23 protein-coding genes are annotated in these 25,978 nt (G+C 41.4%); 6 read left to right on the top strand and 17 right to left on the bottom strand.

All coding sequences use genetic code 11. The features are described 5' to 3' along the window. Positions 1-136: 136 nt before the first annotated feature. The 9 genes from smc to dhaK all read right to left on the bottom strand — a co-directional run bounded on the left by smc (position 137) and on the right by dhaK (position 10,622). Positions 137-3,679 carry a chromosome segregation protein SMC gene (smc, locus tag AKK44_RS07525; protein ID WP_054279176.1) on the bottom strand — a complete coding sequence of 1,181 codons (3,543 nt, stop codon included), beginning with the start codon at positions 3,677-3,679 and terminating at the stop codon, positions 137-139. Then, complete coding sequence (gene rnc / locus AKK44_RS07520) at positions 3,680-4,372, bottom strand: ribonuclease III (protein ID WP_054279175.1); 693 nt, start codon at positions 4,370-4,372, stop codon at positions 3,680-3,682. Positions 4,373-4,473: 101 nt separating this feature from the next. After that, complete coding sequence (locus tag AKK44_RS07515) at positions 4,474-5,283, bottom strand: MBL fold metallo-hydrolase (protein WP_054279174.1); 810 nt, start codon at positions 5,281-5,283, stop codon at positions 4,474-4,476. A 3-nt stretch (positions 5,284-5,286) separates the two neighbouring features. After that, positions 5,287-6,639, bottom strand: a complete 1,353-nt coding sequence (gene vicK, locus AKK44_RS07510) for a cell wall metabolism sensor histidine kinase VicK (RefSeq protein WP_037594744.1) — start codon at positions 6,637-6,639, stop codon at positions 5,287-5,289. Beyond that, positions 6,632-7,342 carry a response regulator YycF gene (yycF, locus tag AKK44_RS07505; protein ID WP_054279173.1) on the bottom strand — a complete coding sequence of 237 codons (711 nt, stop codon included), beginning with the start codon at positions 7,340-7,342 and terminating at the stop codon, positions 6,632-6,634. Before yycF ends, vicK begins: the two co-directional genes overlap by 8 nt. A 219-nt stretch (positions 7,343-7,561) precedes the next feature. Then, the gene (locus tag AKK44_RS07500) at positions 7,562-8,530 is read right to left on the bottom strand and encodes a DUF3114 domain-containing protein (RefSeq protein ID WP_236686671.1); all 969 of its coding nucleotides are present in this window, start codon (positions 8,528-8,530) and stop codon (positions 7,562-7,564) included. Positions 8,531-8,672: 142 nt separating this feature from the next. Then, a complete protein-coding gene (dhaM, locus tag AKK44_RS07495) occupies positions 8,673-9,047 on the bottom strand; it encodes a dihydroxyacetone kinase phosphoryl donor subunit DhaM (RefSeq protein WP_054279171.1) in 375 nt (124 codons plus the stop codon). Beyond that, positions 9,044-9,622 carry a dihydroxyacetone kinase subunit DhaL gene (gene dhaL, locus AKK44_RS07490; protein ID WP_054279170.1) on the bottom strand — a complete coding sequence of 193 codons (579 nt, stop codon included), beginning with the start codon at positions 9,620-9,622 and terminating at the stop codon, positions 9,044-9,046. Before dhaL ends, dhaM begins: the two co-directional genes overlap by 4 nt. A gap of 10 nt (positions 9,623-9,632) precedes the next feature. Continuing rightward, positions 9,633-10,622: a dihydroxyacetone kinase subunit DhaK gene (dhaK, locus tag AKK44_RS07485; RefSeq protein WP_054279169.1), complete on the bottom strand. Its 990-nt coding sequence runs from the start codon at positions 10,620-10,622 to the stop codon at positions 9,633-9,635. Positions 10,623-10,772: 150 nt separating this feature from the next. On the opposite strand from dhaK, the gene dhaS reads away from it, so the two are divergent. Both dhaS and dhaQ read left to right on the top strand, forming a co-directional pair. After that, on the top strand, positions 10,773-11,306 hold the full coding sequence (gene dhaS, locus AKK44_RS07480; protein WP_054279168.1) for a dihydroxyacetone kinase transcriptional activator DhaS: 534 nt from the start codon (positions 10,773-10,775) through the stop codon (positions 11,304-11,306). 14 nt (positions 11,307-11,320) lie between these two features. Further along, a complete protein-coding gene (gene dhaQ, locus AKK44_RS07475; RefSeq protein ID WP_054279167.1) occupies positions 11,321-12,310 on the top strand; it encodes a DhaKLM operon coactivator DhaQ in 990 nt (329 codons plus the stop codon). Between the two features lie 99 nt (positions 12,311-12,409). Here dhaQ and AKK44_RS07470 read toward each other — a convergent pair whose 3' ends face one another. The 8 genes from AKK44_RS07470 to ccpA form a co-directional block, all read right to left on the bottom strand. Beyond that, positions 12,410-13,195: an ABC transporter permease gene (locus AKK44_RS07470; RefSeq protein WP_054279166.1), complete on the bottom strand. Its 786-nt coding sequence runs from the start codon at positions 13,193-13,195 to the stop codon at positions 12,410-12,412. 1 nt (position 13,196) lies between these two features. Beyond that, positions 13,197-14,015, bottom strand: a complete 819-nt coding sequence (locus AKK44_RS07465; protein WP_054279165.1) for an ABC transporter permease — start codon at positions 14,013-14,015, stop codon at positions 13,197-13,199. Between the two features lies 1 nt (position 14,016). Then, the gene (locus tag AKK44_RS07460; protein ID WP_054279177.1) at positions 14,017-15,009 is read right to left on the bottom strand and encodes an ABC transporter ATP-binding protein; all 993 of its coding nucleotides are present in this window, start codon (positions 15,007-15,009) and stop codon (positions 14,017-14,019) included. Positions 15,010-15,192: 183 nt separating this feature from the next. Then, positions 15,193-17,139 (bottom strand): threonine--tRNA ligase, encoded by a 1,947-nt coding sequence (thrS, locus tag AKK44_RS07455; protein WP_054279164.1) that lies wholly within the window; start codon positions 17,137-17,139, stop codon positions 15,193-15,195. Positions 17,140-17,558: 419 nt separating this feature from the next. Beyond that, positions 17,559-18,896 (bottom strand): glycosyltransferase family 4 protein, encoded by a 1,338-nt coding sequence (locus AKK44_RS07450; protein ID WP_054279163.1) that lies wholly within the window; start codon positions 18,894-18,896, stop codon positions 17,559-17,561. A gap of 1 nt (position 18,897) precedes the next feature. Beyond that, the gene (locus tag AKK44_RS07445; RefSeq protein ID WP_054279162.1) at positions 18,898-19,896 is read right to left on the bottom strand and encodes a glycosyltransferase family 4 protein; all 999 of its coding nucleotides are present in this window, start codon (positions 19,894-19,896) and stop codon (positions 18,898-18,900) included. A 70-nt stretch (positions 19,897-19,966) separates the two neighbouring features. Next, positions 19,967-21,436, bottom strand: coding sequence for an alpha-amylase (locus AKK44_RS07440; protein ID WP_054279161.1), 1,470 nt, complete (start codon positions 21,434-21,436; stop codon positions 19,967-19,969). Positions 21,437-21,474: 38 nt separating this feature from the next. Next, the gene (ccpA, locus tag AKK44_RS07435; protein ID WP_054279160.1) at positions 21,475-22,476 is read right to left on the bottom strand and encodes a catabolite control protein A; all 1,002 of its coding nucleotides are present in this window, start codon (positions 22,474-22,476) and stop codon (positions 21,475-21,477) included. A gap of 180 nt (positions 22,477-22,656) precedes the next feature. Between ccpA and AKK44_RS07430 the strand changes: the two genes are divergently transcribed. The 4 genes from AKK44_RS07430 to AKK44_RS07415 all read left to right on the top strand — a co-directional run bounded on the left by AKK44_RS07430 (position 22,657) and on the right by AKK44_RS07415 (position 25,934). Beyond that, complete coding sequence (locus tag AKK44_RS07430) at positions 22,657-23,742, top strand: aminopeptidase P family protein (RefSeq protein ID WP_054279159.1); 1,086 nt, start codon at positions 22,657-22,659, stop codon at positions 23,740-23,742. 112 nt (positions 23,743-23,854) lie between these two features. Beyond that, positions 23,855-24,523, top strand: coding sequence for an NAD(P)H-dependent oxidoreductase (locus AKK44_RS07425; RefSeq protein ID WP_054279158.1), 669 nt, complete (start codon positions 23,855-23,857; stop codon positions 24,521-24,523). Positions 24,524-24,532: 9 nt separating this feature from the next. Beyond that, positions 24,533-24,913 carry a lactoylglutathione lyase gene (gene gloA, locus AKK44_RS07420; protein ID WP_054279157.1) on the top strand — a complete coding sequence of 127 codons (381 nt, stop codon included), beginning with the start codon at positions 24,533-24,535 and terminating at the stop codon, positions 24,911-24,913. A 94-nt stretch (positions 24,914-25,007) separates the two neighbouring features. Next, the gene (locus tag AKK44_RS07415) at positions 25,008-25,934 is read left to right on the top strand and encodes a glycosyltransferase family 2 protein (protein WP_054279156.1); all 927 of its coding nucleotides are present in this window, start codon (positions 25,008-25,010) and stop codon (positions 25,932-25,934) included. The last annotated feature ends 44 nt before the right edge of the window (positions 25,935-25,978 follow it).

Raw genomic sequence — 25,978 nt, 5'->3', positions numbered from 1 at the left:
TTTGGGGGTCAGTACAATGTGGGAATAGTTTTTTTATGGGTTGTCCGCAACAAGCTAGCTTAGCTAGATGACATTTATGTTTTATCAAAAACATCTTACCTAAAGGTTATTAGACTGCTTTAGGAATGTTTTGGGTCTAGGATAAGAAAGTCAGTTCCTTAGAATCCTTTAACTTCACAGATACGACCTTTGACACACCTGACTCTTGCATGGTTATCCCATAAATGCTATCTGCTGCCGCCATGGTTCCTTTACGATGCGTCACAACGATAAACTGACTATCTTTGTCAAAACGGTTGAGATAATCTCCAAAACGTTTAACGTTAGCCTCATCAAGGGCTGCTTCAACCTCATCTAAAATCACAAATGGTATGGTCTTTACACGAATAATAGCAAATAATAAAGCAAGCGCTGATAAGGCCTTTTCACCACCAGACATTAGATTAAGGGATTGGATATTTTTACCTGGTGGTTGCACGGCAATCTCAATGCCTGCAGAAAGCAGATTGCCCTCTGTTAATAGTAAATCAGCAGAGCCTCCCCCAAACATCTGGGTAAAGGTCTCTTTAAAACTGTTACGAATAGCCTCAAAAGTGACTTTAAATCTGGCTTTTACTTCTGCGTCCATATTGTCAATCGTAGACGTCAGTAGATTTTTAGCTGTCATAAGGTCTTCTTTTTGACCTTTTAAAAAGGTTAAGCGCTCATTGACTTCTTCAAACTGTGCAATCGCGTCACTATTAATAGGACCCAGTGCTTTAATGTCTTTTTGCAAGGCCTGTAGGCGTTGCTTGGCTAAAGCCAAGTTATCAATAGTTGTTCTGGTTTGTTTAGCTTCTGACAAGGTCATCTGAAACTCTTCTGATAAAAGCTTGGCGTAGGCTCGCAAGCGGTTTGTGACTTGTTCAAGCTCCCCTTCAAGCTTAGTCTGTTGGCGAATAAACTGTTCGTTCTGTTGAGTTTCTTTGGCCAGTTGACTCGCTAACTCCTCCAACTGCGCTTCTTTGTCTTCGATATCAAATCTCAAGGTCACTAGTTTTTCTTGGTAGGCTTCTTTGCTCCTTTGAGCCTCAGCTAGCTGTTCTTTGAGTGTCGGCAGATGGGCCTTGTCATCTTGGTTAATATGACTAGATAGCAAGTCTTTTAACTGCCTAATGTCGGCTTGAGTTTGGTTGATTTGCTGATTGATCCGATGTTGATTAGCAGTCTCAAATTTTTGTTCGCTGAGCAAATCTCGCTGGCGCAGACGAGCCTGAGACAAGTCTTGTTCTAAACGATCTTTGGTTTCTTTAACAACCGTTTTGCCTGCTTTTAACTGCTCAATCTCGGTAGTGATTGCTCTTTTTGCTTCAGTCACATGAGTGAGTTCTGTTTCTAGCTCTGATTTTTCAGTCAACAAATCCTCACTTGAGTGTTTCTGTCCTGTTGCAAAGGTTGCTAAGAGTGCTTGGGCATCGCTTAGCTGTTCCTTGACCTGCTGATAAGCTAACTGATGCTTTTGCTCAGCTAATCTAGCTGTTTCTCCAGCTTGCTTGAGTTGCTGGTGGGCTGTTTTTTTATCCGTCAATTCCTCTTTGAGAGTTGTGACTGTCGCTTCAGCTTCTCTTAACTGGTCAGATAGTTGGCTCAAATCTTTAAGGACTTGATCTAACTCTGGCTGGATAAAAGTGGTGTTATTTTGACGATTAGCTCCTCCTGCAAAGGAACCACCTGGTCGGAGTTCTGTCCCGTCCAAGGTGACAATTCTGACTTTGTACTGCAAACGTTTGGCAGCTTGATTGGCTTGATCAATTGTTTCAAAAACAACCGTTGTTCCTAACAAATACTGAAAAATCGCAGCTAATTTGTCATCATAGGTCACCAAGGATTCTGCCGTTCCTAAATATCCCGGGCAGGATATCAACTGGTCTAGAGACGTTTTTGAAAGCGAACGGCTCTTAATCGTGGTCAATGGTAAAAATGTCGCTCGCCCTTGGCGATTTGCTTTTAAGTGTGCAATCGCTCGTTTTGCCGCCGCTTCGTCTGTAACGATAACATGCTGGCTGCTAGCTCCTAAAGCTATCTCTAGGGCTGTCTGGTAAGTGCGATCAAAGGTCAAATGCTCACTAACCGCTCCCAGGATACCTCCTAATTGCTGCGCTGCTTGGAGAACTGATCTGACGCCTGCATAGAATTGACTATGGTTTTTTTGAATGGCTTCTAAGCTGTTTTTTCGAGCCTCTTTGGCTTTTTGCTGATCTAAAAGGTCAAAGAGTTGGGTTTGTTCTTGTTGGTAGCGTTGCTCTAGTGTTCCTATGGCAGTTTCTAGCTGATGATAGCTGTGAAGCAAATCACTGACCTCTGACTGGCTCATTTCATAACGTTTCAAAGCAAGGTGACACTCTTTCTCTAGCTGTTCGACTTTATCTTTTATGGCTTGATATTCCTGAGTGTAGGCTTCTCTAGCTTGATCTTCTTTGTCTAAGTCAGCTTGTAAAATGGTCAAGCGATTAGAGATTTGTGCTTCTTTTTGCATCAACCCAACAAAAGATTCCCTGAGATTTTCGATGGCCTGATCTGGATCAGTTGAAAAGCGCTCTAGCACTTTTGTCAAGTCACTCAAGGAAACGGTCAAAAGAGCCAACTCCTGCTCAATAGTTGCCAAGCGATGGCTTTTTTGCTGGTGTTCATTCTGAAAAGCCTCTAATTGCTCTGTAAGCTGTCCTAAACGCTGACTAGCTTCTTCTTTTTTAGCTTGTTTTTGGCTCGTTTCCAGATGAATCAGTTCGATGTGTCTTTCAAGGTCCGAAATGAGCTTGGTTAGTTCCAATAACTGTGTCTGAGTGTGATCAGATACCTGATTTAAGGACTGACGCTTGCTTTTCAAGGCCTGATGTGACTTTTGCAAGTCATCACGTTTAGTGTGATAATCAGCCAAAGCTTTTTGCAATTGATCTAAGTCCTGATGACAGGCTTCTTTCTGGGCTTGATTTTGCTCAATATCTGTCACTAATATGTCCAGCTGGAGCTGTTTTCGCTCACTGTCTAAGGTCAAAAATTGTTTGGCTGTCTTGGCCTGTTTTTCAAGAGGGATGACTTGGTGCTCTAATTCATAAACAATGTCATCTAAACGGTCGAGATTATCTTGAGTTTGTTGCAGCTTGCTCTGTGTTTCTTTTTTACGTGTTTTATATTTCAAAACGCCAGCTGCTTCTTCAAAAATGGCACGCCTGTCTTCTGGTTTACTGTTGAAAATCTCTTCGACGCGCCCTTGCGAAATAATCGAAAACGAATCTCTCCCCAAGCCAGTATCCATAAACAAATCATGAATGTCTCGCAACCTCACCTTGCGCCCATCAATCAGGTAGTCACTATCACCATTGCGATAGATGTGTCGCTCAATACGGATTTCTTCCTTGGCATCCTTGATAAAAGCATCAGAGTTGTCTAATACAACTGAGACTTGCGCGTAGTTTAAGGGGTTTCGCTTGTCAGTGCCTGAAAAAATCACATCTGGCATCTTACCGCCTCGCAAGCTTTTCGCACTAGATTCACCCAACGCCCAGCGAAGGCTCTCTGTGATATTGCTTTTCCCTGAACCATTTGGGCCTACAACTGCGGTTACCCCCTTGTCAAATTCAATCTTAGTTTTGTCTGCAAAGGATTTAAACCCTTGCATTTCGATTTCTTTTAAAAACATTTAGACCTCACTAAGCTGGGCTAGGGCATTTTTAGCAGCATCTTGTTCCGCCATTTTTTTAGACTTGCCGAGGCCTTTACTAATGAGCTCGTCATTGACATAAATAGCCACCTCAAATTGTTTGGCGTGGGCAGGTCCTGTCTCGCTAATCACTTGATAGTCAATAATGACATCACCTTGAGCTTGCAAAAGCTCTTGCAGGCAAGTTTTGTAATCTTTGACCTTTTCGAAATTGCCTCGCTCAACTTGGGGAATCATCACTTGTTTTAAAAAGCGACGCACTTCTTCGACACCCTTGTCCAATAACAAGGCTCCCAAAAAAGCCTCAAATAAATCGCCAAGAATGGTATCACGATTGCGACCTCCTGATTTTTCCTCGCCTTTTCCCAGTTTGATGTAACTGTCAAAGGAGCAAAATCTTGAAAAGCCTGCCAAACTTTCCTCACGTACAATCATAGACCTGAGTTTTGACATGTCACCTTCTGTTTTTTCAGGGTATTTCGCAAACAAATACTCTGATATAATCAATTGAAGAGCGGCGTCTCCTAAAAATTCCAAACGCTCATTATGTGAAATGTTTAGGAGGCGATGCTCATTGGCATATGACGTGTGTGTAAATGCCGTCTCTAGTAACTTGTTGTCTTCAAAGATTATGTTGAATGATTTCTTCAGCAACGCTTCCAGCTTTTTCATAAAAAAACCCCTTTTCTTTTTGTCAATAGACTCCTCTATTATAGCAAAAAACCATTTAGAAGACTGCTTCCAAATGGTCTTTTCAGTAGATATTCAAAAAACTAAATATCTGTCAGTGGACTAGCGGTGTCTGGGGCAGTATCATGAACGGTAAAATCTCGCCCAACCCCTAAATCTGCCATAGCCAATTGATTAACCATGGTCATGTGTGCTAACTCTTTGATATTATTTTCTTTGCTTAAATGCCCTAAATAGATTTTTTTGGTTTTATGACCAAGTGTTCTAATCATGGCACCCGCACCATCCTCGTTAGACAAATGCCCACGATCCGATAAAATGCGTTGTTTAAGGTTCCATGGATAGGAGCCTGAGCGTAAAATTTCAACATCGTGGTTTGATTCAATCAAATACCCATCAGCGTTTTCAATAATACCTGCCAATCGGTCGCTCACATAGCCTGTGTCTGTCAACATCACAAAAGACTTATTATCCTTCATAATGCGGTAAAACTGTGGGTCAATCGCGTCGTGACTAACTCCAAAGCTTTCAATGTCAATGTCTCCAAAGGTAAGTGTTTTGTCCCGTTGAAAGAGATGCTTTTGTGAGGTGTCTAGTTTACCAATCATATTGCGGTCATCAATTAACTGCCAGGTTTTTTCGTTGGCATAAACGTCCAAGTGGTATTTGCGAGCGAGCACTCCAACCCCCTTGATATGATCCGAATGCTCATGTGTGATCAAAATCGCATCCAAATCTTCTGGCCTGCGATCAATTTCTGCTAATAGGCTGGTGATTTTTTTACCCGTTAATCCTGCATCTATCAGCAGTCGCTTTTTAGGGGTCTCTAGGTAAAAGCAATTTCCTGTTGATCCCGAAGCTAAAATACTGTATTTAAATCCATTGTTATTCATCAATTACTCTATATCGTCCTCCCATTCGTCATAAGTGACAGCGTCTTTTTCATAAGGTAACACGATGGTGAAGGTCGATCCTTTTCCATAGTCACTCTTGGCCCAGATAAAACCGTGATGCTGTTTGATAATTTCTTTGGCGATGGCTAACCCTAGCCCTGTGCCACCTTGAGCTCTGCTTCTAGCCTTGTCGACACGATAGAAACGGTCGAAAATAAGAGGCAAATCTTTTTTAGGAATTCCTAGCCCTTGATCGGCTATGGAAATGATTAATTGGGTCTCTGTTGTTTTCATTTGAACGGTTATTTTACCGCCGTCTGGTGAATATTTGATGGCGTTGTTTAGGATGTTTTCAATAACCTGAGTCATTTTATCATTGTCAATTTCTAGCCAAAGCGAATGGATCGCGTAATCTCTAACGATTTCATAGGTTTTGCTAGTACTGGTGTGTTGGCTTTTTACCAAATCAAAACGGTTTAAAATCGAGGTCATAAAAGCCGTGAAATTTGTCATTTCAACAGATAGTTGAGTCACCTGATTATCTATTCGAGACAGATTTAAAAGGTCTGAAATCATTCGCATCATGCGGTTCGTTTCATCTAATGACACCTTGATAAAGCTAGGTGCGATGTCTTCTTTGAGTGCTCCTTCGTCAAGAGCTTCCAAATAGGATTTGACTGAGGTCAGAGGTGTCCGCAATTCATGACTGACGTTTGAGACAAACAAACGGCGTTCGCGTTCTTCTTTTTCTTGCTCAGTTGTGTCATGTAACACCACTACCAAACCTGAAATAAAACCACTTTCTCGCCGATTAAGGGCAAAGCGCAACCTCAAAGACACAAACTCTCCGATATCGTTTCTACGACTGATTGTCACGACTGGGGTTTTTGACACCAAATCACGATAAGTGTAAGGAGAATCTCCTTCTAACAAGTCGGTAATCGTTTTTTGCAGAGCTTGGTCGCGACTAAGATTAAGTTGCTTTTGAGCAGTCTCGTTAATCATGATGATTTTACCAGAACGGTCTGTTGCAAGCACACCATCTGACATATAAGCCAAGATGCTAGCCAAACGATTTTTTTCCTGGGCCAGATTTTCATGGGTCAGGCGAAACACATCTGATAAATCATTGAGTTGCTCTGCTAATTCCATCAATTCGATATCTGCTTTTTCATTAATGACATCGGTATAGGAGCCGTTGATTAAATCTCTTATTTTATGACTCATCATCCGAATCAAGCGAGCATTGCGGTAGTCTCGAATGGCCAAATGAATAAAATAAAAGGCAACAAAAACGAGTAGCAATAAAATGGCCAGCTCAAAAGCAGATAGGTTGCCGATAATATCTCTAGTCATATGATTTCATGTAGTAACCGACACCACGTCTGGTCAAAATGTATTCTGGACGACTCGGAGTGTCCTCAATTTTTTCGCGCAGGCGACGAACCGTAACGTCAACGGTACGAACATCACCAAAATAATCATAGCCCCAGACGGTTTCTAGCAAATGCTCTCGCGTCATGACTTGTCCCATATGATTGGCCAAATGCCTCAACAATTCAAATTCACGGTGAGTCAACTCCACCTCTTCTCCATGTTTTTTAGCCACAAAAGCATCAGGCAAAATCTGCAAGTTCCCAATGGTTAATTCTTGTGAACCTGCAGAGGCGTTTTCTTCAGCTACCGCTGTTTCAATGGTTTCTGTCCGACGTAGGTGGGCCTTGACACGCGCCAATAGCTCGCGATTGGAAAAAGGTTTGGTCACATAGTCATCTGCTCCAATTTCTAGACCGATGACTTTATCAAATTCACTATCTTTAGCAGATAGCATGATGATTGGCACATGGCTGCTTTTGCGAATTTCTTTGGCAACCTCAAGACCATCTAATTCTGGTAGCATGAGGTCCAAAATAATCAAGTCAGGTTTGTGTTCTTCAAAAACAGCAACAGCCTCACGCCCATCAAAAGCCCTCACAATATCATAACCTTCTTTTGTTAAATTAAATTTAATAATGTCAGAGATTGGTTTTTCATCATCGACAATAAGGATTTTTTTCATTTTTCTACCTCAGAACATTTCTACATCGCACTTATCACAAGCTATCAAAACCGCTCAGCAACAAGGCCAGCGACACTGCTATGTCTAGTTGTGATTTCTTACATGATTATACCAAAATTTAGCTTTAATTGACAATCACTGCCGTCTTTACCGACAAACAAGCACTAGGTGAGCCTTGCTCTAAAGGCTGTTTAACGGCTTACCCTTTTGCGTGCAATCTCAACTGTTTTTGATTTGAGCTTTAAATTGCTTGGCCTGAGCCTTGACCAAATCAAAACAACTTTTGCGGTCTCTTGAAAAAAGGCCTCTCTTATTAAAGTAAGACCATTCAAAATCGGCTTGGTTTCGCCTAATCCATCTAGGTGCTTGGTAGCCTTTCAGGGCTTTTTTCCTCACTGCTGGGTCGTGTCGTCTGATAGGAGCGACATCTAAATCCCAATGCCTTTTTCCTCGAGTGCCGTAGTTAAAGGAAGCACCGTTAATAAGACCCTTTTGAGAGACGACTTCGGCATCAATCTCATTGAGGAAACGCCCCTGGCTATCTAGGATAAACTCCGTGTGAAAATCGATTAACACCTTGATATTGTAAGATATTTCTTGGTCTGGAAACCTTATCTGTCCTGACTGAACAGCTACCTTGTTATGCAGTCGAGCTGAGTCCATCAACGTGTAGTCAGGGTGGCGCCGCCAAAAGGCAGGGCCTTTTTTCCCTTTTAAAAAAAGGGCTAATGCCTGGCGGTCTGTCATGCCAGAACTTTTAAAATGATGGCGAATATATTGCGCCTGCTGACTAGACACTAGGTAACGAAACTGATGAAGGCGCCTTTCTAGTTCCCCCTCTTGGTCAAGCGATTGTTCTGGAAAGGCGTGATCAACAAGCTGGGCAACTTCTTTCCAAAAAATATGGTCTGGAGACAAGTCGGGGTGAAAGCGAGCTACCAAGGTCTGTGTTTCTTCTAGGTGACCACTCAATTCATGAGGCATGTCAACCATGCACAGTAACATGTCTAGCAGTTCCTTGGCTGGTTTAAGAGTTTTTTCCAGTTGCCAGATGAACCAAAAACTAGGTGAGCCTAACCGATAATCTATGACTTGAACCTTAGCCAAAGCCTGAAATGCCTCTGCTGAAAGCCCTAATCGCTGATAGGCCCTCAATGCTTGATACCGTGCTATCATTTTTTGCCGCAATAGCTTCGCCCTCCTTTTTGAGCATATTATACCACAACCTCGCAGAGATGAGGGGTTTTTGAAAGCTAACTCAAAAAGCTGATTGTCATCAGCTTTTTGTTATCTTTATTCTGGAAAACGCCTTGTATCATAAGCCTTATCACTATTTGGTAATGGCAAGCTCTTTGAGTTGATTTAAAACCGTTTCTTTGTCTGCCCCTGCTTGGATAAGGGCTGCCGCTGTATAGGCTCCTTCGACAATAGGAACCACGTTCAACGTGATAGTCTTATCTGAAAAATCAGAAACCATCTCAATATTCATCCGAGCTGAGCCTAAATCAAAGAAGGCTAGCAAATCATCCTTAGGGTTGGCGTCAACAATGGCCTGAATCTGGTCAAAACTTGTTCCTATATCGCCATCCTCGGTGCCGCCAACATAGGTGATAGCCACATCTGTTGCAACTTCTGAAATCAAGTCTACCACACCTTGAGCAATGTGTTTTGAATGCGATACGATAATCATTCCTAATTCTGTCATGACACTACCTCTGCATCTAGCATGGCTTCGAACAAAAGACCTGACGAGAATGACCCTGGATCAATGTGCCCAATAGAGCGCTCGCCGACATACGAAGCACGCCCCTTGGTGGCTTGAGAGTCTTTTGTTGCTAAAACGGCTTCTTCAATCACTTCTTTGGTTAATTGGTTGTCTGATAACGCTTTAATAACAGGTGTCCAGACGTCAACCATGGTTTTTTCGCCAAATTCAGCTTTACCGCGCTTTTGAATCATTTCAAGACCTGCCTGTAGCGCATCTGCCAGACTAGCTTGCTCTCCAGCCTTAGCAAGTCCCATAAACGCAGAGCCGTAAAGAGGTCCTGAAGCTCCTCCGACCTTGCTCAACAGTTGCATGGCAACGATCTTAAACACGTCAGAGGCACTGTCAAAAGTTTTGCCATCAATGGCTTCTATAACGGCAGCCATACCACGCGCCATGTTACCTCCGTGGTCACCGTCACCAATCGGAGTATCCAATTGGCTCAAATAGTCCTTATTGTCTTGGATATTCTCATTAAAGAGACGCATCCATTTAATAGCTTGTTCTGTTTGCATAGCTTTCTCCTTACCAGGCTGGTGTTGTCACATCTGATTGAAGGGCTTGTATCCAAGCGTCATCGTCTAGTTTGATCAGAGTCAAGGATAGACCAGCCATATCAATTGAAGTCATGTAGTCACCAATTTTCTTAAAGTGAATGGTTACTCCTTTTTCTGCCAATAGTTTTGCCACGTCGTTAGCAAAAACATATTGTTCCATCAAAGGGGTTGCCCCTAAGCCGTTAATCAAAATACCGTAGTTTTGACCAGATACCAACTCAAAAGCATCTGCTAGCTTGTCTACCAATTCCTTGGCTAAAACAGCTGAGCTTTGCATTTTTTCTTTCTTATATCCTGGTTCACCATGGATACCAACGCCGTACTCAAATTCATCGTCTGCAAGGACAAAGCCTGGCTTGCCAACTTCTGGGACGGTGGCGCCTGAGAGCGCAAATCCAATGGTTTTGATATTTGGCACTAAAGCGTCTGCTAAAGCTTTGATTTCTGCTAATGATTTGCCTTGACGCGCTGCGTGTCCCAAAATTTTATGAACAAGAATGGTTCCTGCAACACCTCGACGTCCCTGTGTATAGAGACTGTTTTCCACAGCAATGTCATCATCTACAACGACACTAGCCACATCAATCCCTTCCATTTCTGCCAATTCTTGAGCCATTTCAAAATTCATGATGTCACCAGAATAATTTTTGATGACCATAAAGACACCAGCACCCTCATCAGCAGCTTTGATAGCTTCTAAAATCTGGTCTGGAGTTGGCGATGTGAAAACTGCCCCACAAACGGCTGCTGACAGCATGCCATCTCCTACAAACCCAGCGTGAGACGGCTCATGACCTGAGCCACCACCAGAAATCAAACCAACTTGTCCAGTTTTTGGGCTCTTGCGGACGATAACATCAAAACCATCTCGTCTTTCTACCAAGTCATCGTGCATGGCTGCAAAACCTTGCAGCATGTCATCAACAATAGTTGTCGCTTCATTCATGATTTTTTTCATGGTCAATCCTCCGTTATTTGTTTACGCTTTCATTATAAATCCTTTTTCTAAAAAATGTAAGGGACAAAAGGGCAAATCTGTCCCTTTTCTTCCTAAACCGTCTTTGATAAGGTATAATAGCAAAAAGACTATTAAAACGAAGGAAAGACTATGGCAACTTCTCTCATCACCAAGAAAAAAATTGCCAAAGCTTTTAAAAAGCAAATGGAAGGCAAGCCTTTTGACAAGATTTCTGTTGTTGATATTATGGATCAAGCACAAATCAGACGCCAAACCTTTTACAACCATTTTTTAGACAAGTACGACCTGTTGGATTGGATTTTTGAGACGGATTTGCAAGAACAAGTCACCAACAACCTCAACTATATCAATGGCTTTCAGCTGCTAGAAGAATTACTCTTTTACTTTGAACGCCACAGACCCTTTTATGCTCAAGTTTTTGACATTAAGGGACAAAATGATTTTTATAGCTATTTTGATGAGTATTGTCAGGTGCTTATTGATAAAATCATCTCAGAGTATCAAGGACCTGCTCTTACTCAGATGGGGCCTGATTACCGCCAGTTTTTATCCCTCTACCACGCTAAGGCTCTCACCCATCTTGTAAAGTGCTACGTGACCCAAAGCGATTTTTCGCTTTCAGTCGACCACATCAAGCATCTCATCATGACAAGCATTCACTAATTCAGGAGATAACCATGTTTACTATTTTTAACAACCATCAAACAATGATTTCTCAATACATCTCAGGCTTATTAGCAGCCCACCGTCACTTGGCCAAATGGCAAGAATTTCCTATTATTTATAATCGTTACCAAGATGATCAAATTGTTCCTATTTTGTCTGGGGGAGGTTCTGGTCATGAGCCTGCTCATGCTGGTTTTGTCGGTGATGGCATGCTGGCTGGAGCTGTTTACGGCAATCTCTTTACCCCACCTTGTGCGAGTGATATCTTAGAGGCTTTGCGCTTGTTGGACAAGGGCAAAGGGGTTTTTGTCATCATCAAAAATTTCGAAGCAGATTTACGAGAGTTTAAAACAGCTATTGCCTTAGCACGCCAAGAAGGTCGACAAATCAGATACATCGTGTCCCACGATGACATTTCTGTAGAACCTAAAAATCGTTTTCAAATGAGGCATCGAGGCCTAGCTGGTACCATTTTACTCCACAAAATCATAGGAGCTGCAGCCCAGCAGGGGGCAGATCTTCTAAGGCTTGAAAAACTTGCTTTTTCTCTAGCCACTGAAATCGCTACCATTGGTTTTGCGACCAAGTCAGCGCATTTGCCTGAGACCACTCATCCGCTATTTGACTTGGCTGACAATCAGATTTCCTATGGCATTGGTATCCACGGCGAAGAAGGCTACCGTACCGTTCCTTATGTCTCTTCCGAAGCCTTAGCTGTTGAAATCACCAATAAACTACAAATCGCATTTCACTGGCAAGAAGGCGAAGCCTTTATCCTGCTCGTTAATAACCTAGGCACCACTACTGATCTGGAACAAGGTATTTTTCTCAATGACATCTGTCAGCTATTAGATTTAGACGGGCTCAGTTTGCCCTTCATCAAAAGTGGCAAATTAATGACCAGTCTTGATATGAAAGGCATTTCAGTGACTCTCTGTCGAATTAAGGATAACCAGTGGATTGACTACCTACAAGCACCGACAAATGCTTACGCCTGGTAATCTAATAACAGCCAAAAGGCACCCGCTAACAACGGATGCCTTTTTTAGTGGAGAACTTCTCCTAATTGTCTGTGTTATTTTCAAGCACATTCTCACTCGTTAAGAGCCTGCGCTCTCATAAGCATTTAGTCCCCAATGCCAAAGCTTCAGTGATAAGCCAAAAATCAGCAAAGATATCACAATGAGGCCGCCAATAGTAAACATAAAATCCTTACCCATTAAAAAATAAGACGCTGGATAGTAAGTGGTAAAAGCAAAGGGAATCACAAAACTAATCACCCATCTCAAAAAAGAATTGTAAATGGACATGGGGTATTTAGCAAAGTCATTAAACATATAAAAAATATAAGTCACCGCTCCAGATTGCTTGGTCCAAAAAGCAATACTGGCTGTCGCAATTTTTAAAGAAGTGTAAATCAAAGTGGCAAAAGGAATGACCACAAAAAAGAGCGCTAGCTTAGGGAAGGTCCAGTCAATGGCACTAACCGTAGTGGATAGCAACATGACCCCCACTAGTAATTCTCCCAAAGCATCTACCTGAAAGGTCTCAACCAAGACATGAAATAAGGGACTAATAGGCCTTGTCAGATACTTATCAAAATCTCCTCTTCGCACTAAGCGCTGTCCTAATGCCCACAAGTTATCAAAAAAGAGATGGTCAATTCCTTTTGGAATCAAGGAAAACCCATAAATAAAAGCAATCTGCTCAAAGGTCCATCCCTCAAGTGAGGGAATGTGCTGAAAAAGCACATTCAAAAAAAGCAAGTTGAACCCTTGTGTTAAGAAAACCCCTAGCACTCCCACAATAAAATCCACCTTATATTCCATGATTTGCTTGAGGTATTGCTTGATAAAAATAGCATGCATACGCCTTAATTTTGCCATGTTACCCTCCTTGGATTGTCAAATGGTTCTGCACAGCTTTCCAGATCACCTGCGACATCGTTACCATCACGATTAGCCAAAACAACTGCAGTCCAATGGCCATGGCACTTTGTTGCAGTCCGTATTTCCCAATAGCAATCATAACAGGGGTATAAACCAAAGATGAAAACGGCAAGAACCCCAGCACTGTCGCCACCTGTTTTGGAAAGAACGCCAAAGGAATCAAGCTCCCTGACATAAAGGCGACAAGCGAATTTTTCAAGAGGTTAGATCCCCAAAGGTTCTTAAACACAAAGGCTGAAAAACCAAAACAAATATTGAAATAAAAATTAATTAAAAAAGCAAGTAAGACACTAATTAGGTAAAGCAAGAGCGTTAACAAAAGTTGAAAAAGGGGAATTCCTGCCTGAACTTTTGTGATTGCCATCAAGAAAAGAAACGGCAAACCAACACTAATAAAGATAATCCCGCGAAAACCAATTTCCATAAATAGATAAGAGGTCGCAAAATGAACCGGCCGAAGGAGTCGCATGATAATCGAGCCATCCTTAACTTCTTCGCCAATCATAAACGAACTGTTAGAGTGGGTGAGCAAACCCGTGACAAAACTCATAATGATGTAAAACGTCATGTCAGAGAGTGTGAAGCCATTAATTAAAGATTGCTTAGAGGCATCAAAAACAGCCCTCCAGAGGTAAAAAGCTACAAAAGCTCCCATGACATCCCCAAGACGATACAAGAAGAAATTGACCCGATAACTGATTAGCTCTTGAATGCCTGCGCTAATAAAGGGCTTATACCGTTTCCAAAATGATAACATGTCAAAGCTCCTTTCGGTAAAAACGCCGAATAATATCCTCAATACCAATATCCGCCATCTTCAGATCCCTAACGGCAAAATCAGTCATGGTTTTTTGGATGATATCTGCTGAATGGTAACGAGAACTATCGTATTGGATATCTAACAGCATATCTTGTCGCTGAACAGTGATGCCAGGCAGGCCAACAAAACAAGACACGATATGTTCTTGACCTGGTTGTAATTCAAAGGAAATGTTCTTGACCTTGCCAAAGGTTTGTTTTAACTGAGAGACTGTGCCGTCAAAAATTTCCTGACCCTTGTTAATCATAAAGATACGATCGCACAACTGCTCTATATCCCCCAAATCATGGGTCGTCAATAAAATAGTTGTTTCTTCTTCTTGATTGATTTGAGTAATCGCCCGACGGATATTATCTTTTACGGAAACGTCTAAGCCAATAGTGGGCTCATCTAAAAAGAGAACTTTAGGATTATGCAAAAGAGAGGCCGCAATATCGGCTCGCATGCGCTGACCAAGTGATAACGTACGGACAGGGTCTTTGATAAATGCGTTTAAGTCCAAGACCTCATTTAAAAAAGCCATGCGCTTACGAAAGTCTTGATCTGGAATATCGTAGATTTCCTTTAATACCGTATAAGTTTCTTGCAAGGCCAAATCCCACCATAGCTGTGTGCGCTGCCCAAAAACCACACCAATATCTTTGACATAGTCTTGCCTATTTTCTTGAGGAATTTTACCATTGATTCGACAAAAACCTGATGTAGGTCTTAAGATCCCTGTTAACATTTTTATGGTGGTTGATTTTCCAGCCCCATTTGCACCAATAAATCCTAAAATCTGCCCCTTAGGCACATCAAATGACAAATCTTTAACAGCCTCAAAGGTCTGTTTCTTAGGGTGCAAAAGCGATTGAAAAGCTCCTTTTAGCCCTGGATCTTTAACAATTTTTACAAAATTCTTTTGAAGATGAGATACTTCAATCATGGTCATCACATCACCTGCTTTTCTTGATTCATTAGACATTGACGATAAGCTGCCATTTATTATAGCACCATCATTAGTTTTGTGCAACCGTTTTCTAAAAAACTCATACCCTAAAATAGACATCAAAAAAAGCCCTTGAAAGCTTTTTCCAAAGGGCTTATTTTATCACAGAGCTAGAGAGACGCTAACTTAGTTCATCTCTGAATCTGGACGTGATTTTCTAGCAATATCTGCTAAGATATTGTCTACAAATTCTGAAATGCTTTGAGTCTCAGTAGTGTTGCTACCGTAGCGACGTACGTTAACAGACTTGTCCTCTACTTCCTTGTCTCCAACGATTAATTGGTAAGGTATCTTGCTAGTTTGAGAAGCACGGATCTTGTATTGCATTTTTTCATTACGGTCATCCACATCCGCACGCACACCACGGTCACGCAATGCTCTTGCGACTTCCCAGGCATAGTCAATATGTGCTTCATTTGAAATTGGGATAACAGTTACTTGGTGCGGTGCTAACCAAGTTGGGAAGGCACCTTTGTAAGTTTCAATCAAAATAGCAGTGAAGCGTTCCATAGTTGAAATAACCCCACGGTGAATCATGACTGGACGGTGTTCTTCACCATCAGCACCAATATATTTAAGGTCAAAACGTTCTGGCAATAAGAAGTCCAACTGAACAGTTGATAGAGTTTCTTCGTTACCTAGGGCAGTTTTAACTTGAATGTCTAGTTTTGGTCCGTAGAAGGCTGCTTCACCTTCTGCTTCAAAGTATTCTACACCCATCTCATCAAGCGCTGCTTTCAGCATGCTTTGAGCATTTTCCCACATCTCATCGTTGTCATAGTACTTTTTCTTGTCGTTAGGGTCACGGTATGACAAACGGAAACGGTAATCAGTCAAGTTGAAGTCAGCATAAACGTCAATGATCAATTGAAGGGCACGTTGAAACTCAACTTGAATTTGCTCTGGTGCTACAAAGATATGACCATCGTTAAGAGTCATTTCACGCACACGTTGCAAGCCTGAAAGGGCACCTGATTTTTCGTAGCGGTGCATCATACCAAGTTCAGCGATACGAATTGGCAATTCACGATAAGAATGCACATGGTTTTTATAAACTTGAATGTGGTGTGGGCAGTTCATTGGACGAAGCACAAACTCTTCTCCATCACCCATATCCATAGTAGGGAACATGTCATCCTGATAGTGATCCCAGTGCCCTGAAGTTTTATACAAATCTACAGACGCAAGAGGTGGTGTGTAAACATGTTGGTAGCCTGATTCTAGTTCTTTGTCAGTAATGTAACGCTCAAGAGTTCGACGGATAGTTGCGCCATTTGGCAACCAAAACGGCAAGCCTTGTCCTACTTCTTGACTAATCATGAACAAATCAAGTTCTTTTCCAAGCTTACGGTGGTCACGCTCTTTAGCTTCTTCTAGACGAGTCAAATGATCTTTGAGATCTTTTTTATCAAACCAAGCTGTTCCGTAGACACGTTGCATCATGTTATTGTCACTGTTTCCACGCCAGTAAGCTCCTGCGACGTTCAACAAATGGAAAACTTGAATATATCCAGTTGATGGCACATGAGGGCCTCGGCAAAGGTCGAAAAATTCCCCTTGACGGTAGATAGTTAGACCAGCACCAGCATGCTCATTAATAAGTTCAATTTTATAGGGATCATCTTTAAAAAGTTCTAAGGCTTCTTCCTTGCTAACTTCCTCACGGATACATGGAAAGTTTTCCTTAACGATTTTTTTCATCTCTTCTTCGATGCGAGGAAGGTCTTCGTTAGAGATTTGGCCATCAGCATTGTCAGTGTCATAGTAAAAACCATCTGCAATAGCTGGACCAACACCAAGGTGAAGGTTAGGGAATAAGCGCTTAGCAGCTTGTGCGAACAAGTGAGCAGCTGAGTGACGAAGCACTTCAAATGCATCCTCGTGGTCTGGTGTTACAATTTCAATGCTACCATCTTCTTCGATAGCTCTTGTGGTATCAATCAGTTGCCCGTTTAATTTACCAGCCAAAGCTTTTTTTGCCAAAGAATTTGAAATAGATTTCGCTATTTCAAAAGTTGTAACGCCAGATTCAAATTCACGAACTGCGCCATCTGGAAATGTAATCTTAACCATTTGTCTCTCCTTTTTTAATAACTGTCATAAGTATGCCTGTGTTTGCTCTGTCGATAAAACAAGGTGATCTTTTTGCTTGCAAGCTTCAATTCCCTCCCAAAAGAAAATAGCCTTTACATCCCAAAGGACGTAAAGACTACGTGGTTCCACCTTAATTTATGCAGGACAAATACAGCATGTCTTGCACCTCTAGTGGCGATAAGGGAGCCACCCTTTTATGTTTGCATAAAATCATAGGAAGGAGTATTACATTAGTCATCAATGTGCTCTTTCCACCAACCAGCACTCGCTAAAATGATGTTTCTAATCTAACATGTCTTCAAAGATTATTATAGCAATAATTTTTAAAATTTCAAGCTATTTTTTAAAATAGCTGAAACTTTTGTGATAACGATAACAAAATGCAATAAAGCGCCTTCTTATTCTCCTAAAAAATCACGAATCGCACTGACAATCTTGATAGGTGCTTTAACCACCTTAACCGATGTCAAGGCAGTTGCTTTAGCCGCACGTTTAGGCAATCGAATAGCGCCTTGGACCAATTTGAACGAACTTCTTTTTTCGGTACGGTCAACGTACAGGCTCAATTTTTTAGTTCCTTTGTTGCTTTTAGCAATCATGCTATCAAGGTAAAAGGTGTAAATGGATTTTCCAAAATGCTGGGCAGAAATCTCATAACGTTTTTGATTAAGCGCTTCTTTGGTCATCTCTGGCGTTTCCAAAATCGCGTCGATAATCGCATCTGTCAACTCAAGCTCGGAATAATAGAGGGTTCCAAACATTTTATGGGTAATCAAATCATCTAAATAAGGATTCCCATGAGCAATAATAGGTTTTCCACTAGCGATGCTCTCAATGTAGGTCAAACCCTGGGTTTCACTTGTTGACGCCGAAATAAAGAAATCGCACGCCTTGTAGTAAAGACCGACCTCATCGTGGGCAATCATGCCAGTAAAGGTAACATGGTCCGTAATCCCCAATTCACTAGACAACTTTTTCAAGGTGTTTAAGTAAGGGCCATCACCAACAACAACCAATTTAACCTTGCTATTTTCTGCAATAACATTTGGAAGCTGTTTAATAATAGCTTGAATGTTTTTTTCATACGAGATGCGAGATAAACTCAACAACATGGTCTCGTCTGCGGCAACTCCTAGTTTTTCACGTAAATGAGCAATAGCTTTAGGCTCTATATCATCGCGCGTGTAGTTAGACAAATCAATTCCAGTGGGAATCACACGTTTGGGGATTGTTACTTCGTAGCCCTCCAAAAGGTTTAAGACAATCCGACTTGGGCAAATAACCCCGTCCAAATCCTTTAAATAACCTCTCAGCAAAGGCTTCACCATGCTTGGACGGATGATTTTTCCTTTAGCGATGTAGCTCACATAATCTTCGTATTGTGTGTGATACGTGTGAACAACAGGGATTCTAAGGGCTTTGCCAATCATTTTTCCTAGTAATCCTAACCCAAACTCTGTTTGGGTATGGATAATATCCAAATGGTATTGCTTTGCAATTTTATAAGAGGATATGACCCCGCGATAAACCACGCGGCGATCGGTAAAAGACACAAATGGAACGCTCGGCAGACGAATAATCGTTGGGTCCTCAAAGCGTTTGACATGTCTATCAGTGGTCGTGAAAATATAGACCTCATGACCTTGTTTCTCTAGCTCTTCTTTCAAGGTACGAATACTGGTAGCCACTCCTGAGACTTGCGGAAAATAAGTATCTGTAAATAGACCTACGCGCATGTTATAACTCCATTACTTCTTTGTAAATCGCCACTAGCTGATGCGCAATGGTTTCAATTTTTCGGCTTTCAGCAACCCGGTAGCCAGCCTCTACTTTGTCGCTGGCACCAGAAAAAATGCGTTTTAAAGCCGCAATAAAACCGGGAACATCTGAGGCAAGCTCAGCACTATTTTGATCAACCCACCCATGGTATACCGGAATATCACGTAAAACCAAATGTTGGCGGCTTGCTAGCGCTTCTAGGACCACGATGCCTTCTGTTTCCTCACGACTAGGAAAGAAGAAAGCATCTGCCCCAGTCATGGCACCCTCATAAACGTCTCCCTTGATATAGCCTGGAAAGCAAACATTTTGGGGATGGTTTCCATTGACCAGTCGTCTAACAGTTGATGGGATAACCCACTTGTTGATTTCGCCAAACCAGATAAAACGGACATCAGGCATGGCCTCAGCTACCTTGACAAAGTCATCAATGCCTTTTCTGAGAAAGAAAAGCCCTGCTCCCATGACCACTTTTTCGCCCTCTTTTAGGTTAAAATACTTCCGAAAGGTCGCTTCTTTATCTTTGTTGGCTCCATATTGTTCCAAATCAATCCCATTTGACAGGGCAAAAATAGGAGTTTTAACCCCATAATGTTCAATCAGTTTTTTAGAATAGCTAGTTGGCGTGATAATGGCATCTGCCTTATTATAAAAATAACAGAGGTATTTTTTAAATAAAGGAGCAATCACATTTGACAGAACAAACGAATTTCTGAAGTCTTCTTCTGTGGAGTGTCCATGCATAATCACTTTTTTGCCTGCTTTTTGTGCTTTTGACATGAGCAGCCAACTATTAATCCCATAAGTATTGAGGTGGACGAGGTCATAGTCATCAGCTGGATTGGTTGTAAAGTCCTGTCCCACAAGAGATAAGGCCTTGGCTTGATGCTTGATAGCACGTCCAATCCCTGATTTTCTTAAATAATTTTCTGCTTCTAAATACAATAAGACTTTCATAACCTCTATTATAGCTTATTTTACAGTATTTTTCACTAAGAGACCAAAAAATCAGCCACGAGGCTGATTTTTATAGGTCATCTAAAGAGTCGGCTAGCACCCAGGCAGATACAGAAGCTGCTTCTACCTTGACATCAGCCCAACCATTCTCATCAATGGTAACTGTTTCTTGACAATTGCCCAAGGCATCAACTAATGTTTGTCCCTCAAAGGATTGCCCTAGGTTCATGTGCTTCCAGCCCTCATCACCGTTTGACATGAGTACAGCCAAAGGATTTGGATGCGCCTCGTCGCCTAGACAGGTCCAGCCGATGCAATTGGCATGGTCAAAATAGTCCACTTGTTTACCGTAGACCATTGTTTGCCTGAGTTTAGCCATCTTGTCGATAATGTCTTTGAAGCTTTCTTGCGCGTATTCTCCTGAAATGCCATAATAATCCCCATAAAACAAGCAAGGCTTTCCTTGTTGACGCAATAAAATAAGCCCGTATGCTAGTGGCTTAAACCACTCTTCTACTGTTGATTCTAAAGCTTGCCCTCGTTGTGTGTCATGGTTGTCAACAAAGGTCACTGCTAAATCTGGGCGAGTAGCCACTAGACTTCCGTCAAAAATAGTGGTCAAATCAAAGTCATTACCTTTTTGGCTAGCCTCAAAAAATGACATGTGCAGACCCACATCAACCAAAGAGAACTGTGCATTGGTGGCATCCAGGTAGTCTTGCATGGATTCTTTGTCTGATTTCCAGTATTCACCAAAAACTTCTAGGTCTGGTTTGAGATGGGTTCTGATGTCATTGATAAAGGTTTGAATAAAATAAGAGTCAATATGCTTAACCGCATCTAGTCTAAACCCTTCCACACCAGTTGTTTCAAGGAACCATTTAGCCCAATCATGGAGGTTTTGAATGACTTCGGGGTGCTTGAAGTCCAAATCATTATACATCAAATAGTCAAAGTTGCCATTTTCATCGTCAATCAAATCATCACTAGCCCAACCCTTGTTGTCACCAGTAATCATGTATATCCCATTTTCATGAGTTTTGGCATTGTAATCAAGACCTGTAAAATGGTACCAATGCCAATGAAAATCATTGTATTTTCCCTGTCTATTAGGAAAATGAAAGCCTGTCCAACCCTCAATTTCGTAAGGTTCTGTCAAAGCTTCGTTGCGATTTTCTGGATTCATTGCTATCACATGAAACCGTTCTTTATGGTCTCCATTAGCCTTATGATTGAGAACAATGTCGGCAATCGGTTTAATGTTAGCCGCTTTTAGGTCTGAGATGAGCTTTAAATACTCATTCTTATAGCCATATTTTGTCGGAACTGTCCCATTTTGGTCAAATTCACCCAAATCAAATAAATCGTAAACACCATAGCCCACATCTGCTGCGCCTGTTCCTTTAAAGGCAGGCGGAAGCCATAATTCGCTAACTCCTAGCTCTTTAAAATCTGGAATTTGCTCTTGCAATCGATTCCAGTGGTTGGCATCTGCTGGTAAATACCACTCAAAAGCCTGCATTAATAATGGATTTGTCATCGCTACTCTCCTAAAAAATCTGCCGTAACAGGCAGATTTTATTTGGTTGTGCCACGTTTTTTAATGCCGTGGTTTAATAAAATTTCTTTTTCTTCCAACTCTTCTTTGTTCATGATTTTGGTCAACATCCGCATGCTAACAGCTCCCAAATCATAGATTGGTTGACTAATTGAGCTTAGGTTTGGTCGAGTGTATTGAACAACTGGAGAATCATTGCTTGTAATGATTTCAAAGTCTTCTGGCACTCGTTTTCCTGCTTCAAAGAGACCATTTAACAGACCTGCCGCCAATTCATCCTCAGCAACATAAGCAGCTGTAGCGCCAGAATTGATCACACGTTGTGCAAGATCAAATCCTTCTTTGTAGCAATAGTTAGCCTCAAAAACAAGACCTTCCTTGAAATCGAGCTGGTTCTTCTTAAGGCCTTCTTTATAGCCTGCTAAGCGAACTTTTCCGTTGATATCATGGATAAGTGGTCCAGAAACAAAGGCAATCTTATCATGGTTTTCTGCTAAAATATCCACAACATCTGCCACAGCAACCTTGTAATCAATGTTGACACTTGGCAATTGGTGATCAAGGTCTACCGTCCCAGCTAGGACAACAGGGGTGCGAGAGCGTGAAAATTCTGCTCTGATTTTTTCTGTCAAATGGTGCCCCATGAAAATAATACCATCAACTTGCTTTGCAAAGAGCGTGTTAACCACATTAACCTCTTTATCATCGTCCTCATCACTTGAGGCAAGGACAATATTGTATTTATACATCGCAGCAATGTCATCAATCCCTTTAGCCAAAATCGAAAAATAGCTGTTTGAAATATTTGGGATCACGACACCAACTGTCGTTGTTTTTTTACTGGCAAGCCCACGCGCTACCGCATTTGGGCGATAGTCTAGTCGATCGATGACTTCTAAGACCTTCTTGCGAGTATTTTCTTTAACATTTTTATTACCGTTCACAACGCGACTTACGGTAGCCATAGAAACTCCTGCTTCACGAGCCACGTCATAAATCGTAATTGTATCGTCTGTATTCATTAATTATCTTCCTTTCTGTTTTCATTTGAAAACTACGCTTTCAAAAAATATTTTAGCATGATTTGTAACCACTTTCAAGTGTTAAAGGTTAATTTTTTGAAAACTTTTTCAAAAAATAGGGATAAACTTGCTTTTTTCGGACTTTTTTGAAAAAATAGATACTAGAAAGAAGGTTCATCTATGACTAAATTAGACCAAATTCGTTGCTATCTTGACCAACAAAAGGCTGAGTTAGCTGTATTTTCTGATCCTGTGTCTATTGATTACCTGACAGGATTCTCATGTGACCCTCATGAAAGGCAAATGTTCCTATTTGTCTATCATGAGCTAGCCCCCGTTTTATTTGTCCCAGCACTCGAAGTGGCTAGAGCCAGCCAAATACTTGATTTTACTGTGTTTGGTTATCAAGATTCAGAAAATCCTTGGGCAAAAATTAAGAAGGGTTTACCTGCGATAGATGCCAAGACCATTTATGCCGAATTTGACCACTTAAACGTTAGCAAGTTTCAAGGTTTGCAAAGTGTTTTCACAGGTCGATTCGATAATTTGACCCCTTATATTCAAAGCATGCGCCTCATCAAATCAAGTGATGAAATTCAAAAAATGATTGTTGCCGGTGAATTTGCTGATAAGGCTGTCAATATTGGCTTTGATAATATCTCCCTACAACATACCGAAGCCGATATTATCGCTCAGATTGAATTTGGCATGAAAAAACAAGGCATCAGCAAAATGAGTTTTGACACCATGGTGCTAACCGGCAACAATGCCGCAAATCCGCATGGCATTCCTGGCACTAATCTCATCGAAAATGACTCCTTGCTCCTTTTTGACCTCGGTGTTGAAACATTAGGTTATACAAGTGATATGACAAGAACTGTTGCTGTCGGCAAACCTGATTCGTTCAAGACAGATATCTATCACATTTGCTTAGAAGCTCAATTAACAGCCCTTGAGTTTATCAAACCTGGTGTGACTGCTGCCCAGGTAGATGCCGTAGCTAGACGAGTCATTGAAAAAGCAGGGTATGGGGACTACTTTAATCACCGTCTCGGTCATGGCATTGGTATGGATGTCCATGAGTTTCCATCAATCATGGCTGGAAACGACCTCGTTCTTGAAGAAGGCATGTGCTTTTCTGTTGAACCTGGTATCTATATTCCAGGTAAGGTTGGGGTCCGCATTGAGGACTGTGGGCATGTGATCAAAGATGGCTTCCAAGTCTTTACCCATACCCCAAAAGAATTGCTCTATTTTGAAGGCTAATTCCTCTACAAATAGTAACCGTTTGCAAAAAATGTTCTAAACGCTCAATATTCGTTTGTCATCTAAATTTCAATATGCTATCATTAAGATGATTACATTATTGGAGGTTCTTATGTCACAAGAAACAGTTCACAAACAGCTTAGAGATGCCTTTTCATTTAGAACAGCCGTTCGTGTCTACAATGGCCAAAAAATCCCTGAAGATGACCTTAATCTCATTTTAGATGCTGCCTGGCTCAGCCCTTCTTCGGTTGGTCTTGAAGCTTGGCGCTTTATCGTCCTTGACAACGAAGACATCAAAAAAGAGATTAAAGCTTTTGCCTGGGGTGCTCAGTATCAGCTAGAAACAGCTAGTCATATTGTCCTATTGGTCAGTGAAAAAAATGCCCGATATGATGGTGAATCTATAAAAAATAGCTTAATTCGTCGTGGCATACATGATGAAAAAGGCCTATCTAGTCGCCTTAGCATCTATGAATCTTTCCAAAAAAATGACATGAAAATGGCTGATGACCCTAGAGCGCTCTTTGATTGGACTGCCAAACAAACCTATATTGCTCTAGGAAACATGATGACTTCTGCCGCCTTGATTGGTATTGATTCCTGCCCAATAGAAGGTTTTGACTACGACAAAGTCAACGACATTCTAGGCAAGCATGGTGTCATTGATACTGATAAAGAAGGCATTGCAAGCATCCTATCACTGGGCTATCGCCTCAGAGATCCAAAACACCCACAAGTTCGTAAACCTCGCGAAGAGGTTATTTCGACAGTTCACTAAGGAGATTTCATGAAAGCACTGCACACTTGTATCCGTGTCCAAGATTTAGAAAAATCACTGGCATTTTATACCACAGCCTTTCCGTTTAAAGAAACCCACCGCAAAGATTTTCCAGAGTATCAGTTTACACTGGTTTATCTCGCACTAGAAGGCGGTGAATACGAGCTTGAGCTTACCTATAATTATGACCATGAAGCTTACGATTTAGGAAATGGCTACGGTCATATCGCTATCGGCTCAGATCAATTTGAGGCTGATTACGAAAAACACCTACAAGCTGGTTTTCCTGTCACCGATATCAAAGGATTGGCAGACAAGTCTGCTCGCTACTATTTCATCCAGGACCCAGATGGCTATAAAATTGAAGTGATTGATTTGGATAGCTGGTAAACAATAAGCAGATTCTTTTTAGGAATCTGCTTTTAATGTTTTTTCCTTGCCATTTGTGTTACAATTTGTCAAAAGACCTATGAAAGTGATTGCTATGCCTGTATTATCCATCGTTATTCCTTGTTTCAATGAAGAAGATACCATTTTACCTTACCTTACGAAAATGAAAGCCATCGAAAACACAATGACTGAGCAACTAAGCTTTGATTATTTGTTTATTGATGACGGCTCTAAGGACCACACCCTCACCGTACTGCGAGAGGTGGCAAAACGCTACGACAATGTTCATTATTTGTCATTTTCACGGCATTTTGGCAAAGAAGCTGGTCTACTAGCTGGTCTGACAGAAGTCACAGGGGACTATGTTGTTGTGATGGATGTGGATTTGCAAGACCCTCCCGAGCTAATTCCTCAGATGTTTGATAAACTTCAAGACGGTTTTGATGTGGTGGCAACAAGAAGACAAAACCGACACGGTGAGCCTTTCATCCGTTCTTTGGGTGCTAAGGTCTTTTATGCTTTGCTCAATCAGGTTTCTCACACAGAAATACTCGATGGGGTCCGTGACTACCGTCTCATGACGCGACAAGTGGTGGACAGTATTTTAGAATTACAAGAAGTGAACCGCTTTTCCAAAGGGATTTTTTCTTGGGTGGGTTACAAGGTTACTTATCTGAGTTTTGATAATCGCGAGAGGCAAGGTGGCAAGACCAGTTGGCGTTTCTTTGATTTAATAAGGTACTCACTAGATGGCTTCATTAACTTTTCTGAAATGCCTCTCACCATTGCGACTTGGACAGGTACTCTAAGTTTTGTTTTATCTCTTTTAGCTATTGTGTTTATTGTCAGTCGTAAACTCATCTATGACGACCCCGTTTCTGGATGGGCTAGCACTGTCTCCATCATCTTATTTATAGGGGGCATTCAGCTTTTTTGTCTTGGAATCATTGGCAAATACATCTCTAGAATATTTTTAGAAACCAAAAAAAGACCTGTCTATATCATCAAAGAAAAACAATAGGCTACTAAAAAAGCCCTTTCTCATGTTGTACTGACCCCCAAAAG

Origin of the sequence: Streptococcus phocae (genome assembly GCF_001302265.1) — a bacterium.
In the GTDB taxonomy this organism is placed as follows: Bacteria; Bacillota; Bacilli; order Lactobacillales; family Streptococcaceae; genus Streptococcus; species Streptococcus phocae.
Note: the sequence above shows the minus strand (reverse complement) of the source record. Positions and strands in the feature narration are given on the sequence as shown.

What these genes read in the sequence shown, in the direction of transcription:
- ccpA (WP_054279160.1), bottom strand. Translation starts at nt 22,476, where the DNA reads ATGAATACAGACGATACAATTACGATTTATGACGTGGCTCGTGAAGCA.
- thrS (WP_054279164.1), bottom strand. Translation starts at nt 17,139, where the DNA reads ATGGTTAAGATTACATTTCCAGATGGCGCAGTTCGTGAATTTGAATCT.
- yycF (WP_054279173.1), bottom strand. Translation starts at nt 7,342, where the DNA reads ATGAAAAAAATCCTTATTGTCGATGATGAAAAACCAATCTCTGACATT.
- vicK (WP_037594744.1), bottom strand. Translation starts at nt 6,639, where the DNA reads ATGACTAGAGATATTATCGGCAACCTATCTGCTTTTGAGCTGGCCATT.
- AKK44_RS07445 (WP_054279162.1), bottom strand. Translation starts at nt 19,896, where the DNA reads ATGAAAGTCTTATTGTATTTAGAAGCAGAAAATTATTTAAGAAAATCA.
- dhaS (WP_054279168.1), top strand. Translation starts at nt 10,773, where the DNA reads ATGGCAACTTCTCTCATCACCAAGAAAAAAATTGCCAAAGCTTTTAAA.
- AKK44_RS07450 (WP_054279163.1), bottom strand. Translation starts at nt 18,896, where the DNA reads ATGCGCGTAGGTCTATTTACAGATACTTATTTTCCGCAAGTCTCAGGA.
- gloA (WP_054279157.1), top strand. Translation starts at nt 24,533, where the DNA reads ATGAAAGCACTGCACACTTGTATCCGTGTCCAAGATTTAGAAAAATCA.
- dhaK (WP_054279169.1), bottom strand. Translation starts at nt 10,622, where the DNA reads ATGAAAAAAATCATGAATGAAGCGACAACTATTGTTGATGACATGCTG.
- AKK44_RS07515 (WP_054279174.1), bottom strand. Translation starts at nt 5,283, where the DNA reads ATGAATAACAATGGATTTAAATACAGTATTTTAGCTTCGGGATCAACA.
- AKK44_RS07465 (WP_054279165.1), bottom strand. Translation starts at nt 14,015, where the DNA reads ATGTTATCATTTTGGAAACGGTATAAGCCCTTTATTAGCGCAGGCATT.
- dhaQ (WP_054279167.1), top strand. Translation starts at nt 11,321, where the DNA reads ATGTTTACTATTTTTAACAACCATCAAACAATGATTTCTCAATACATC.
- rnc (WP_054279175.1), bottom strand. Translation starts at nt 4,372, where the DNA reads ATGAAAAAGCTGGAAGCGTTGCTGAAGAAATCATTCAACATAATCTTT.
- AKK44_RS07440 (WP_054279161.1), bottom strand. Translation starts at nt 21,436, where the DNA reads ATGACAAATCCATTATTAATGCAGGCTTTTGAGTGGTATTTACCAGCA.
- AKK44_RS07430 (WP_054279159.1), top strand. Translation starts at nt 22,657, where the DNA reads ATGACTAAATTAGACCAAATTCGTTGCTATCTTGACCAACAAAAGGCT.
- AKK44_RS07425 (WP_054279158.1), top strand. Translation starts at nt 23,855, where the DNA reads ATGTCACAAGAAACAGTTCACAAACAGCTTAGAGATGCCTTTTCATTT.
- AKK44_RS07460 (WP_054279177.1), bottom strand. Translation starts at nt 15,009, where the DNA reads ATGACCATGATTGAAGTATCTCATCTTCAAAAGAATTTTGTAAAAATT.
- dhaL (WP_054279170.1), bottom strand. Translation starts at nt 9,622, where the DNA reads ATGCAAACAGAACAAGCTATTAAATGGATGCGTCTCTTTAATGAGAAT.
- dhaM (WP_054279171.1), bottom strand. Translation starts at nt 9,047, where the DNA reads ATGACAGAATTAGGAATGATTATCGTATCGCATTCAAAACACATTGCT.
- smc (WP_054279176.1), bottom strand. Translation starts at nt 3,679, where the DNA reads ATGTTTTTAAAAGAAATCGAAATGCAAGGGTTTAAATCCTTTGCAGAC.
- AKK44_RS07470 (WP_054279166.1), bottom strand. Translation starts at nt 13,195, where the DNA reads ATGGCAAAATTAAGGCGTATGCATGCTATTTTTATCAAGCAATACCTC.
- AKK44_RS07415 (WP_054279156.1), top strand. Translation starts at nt 25,008, where the DNA reads ATGCCTGTATTATCCATCGTTATTCCTTGTTTCAATGAAGAAGATACC.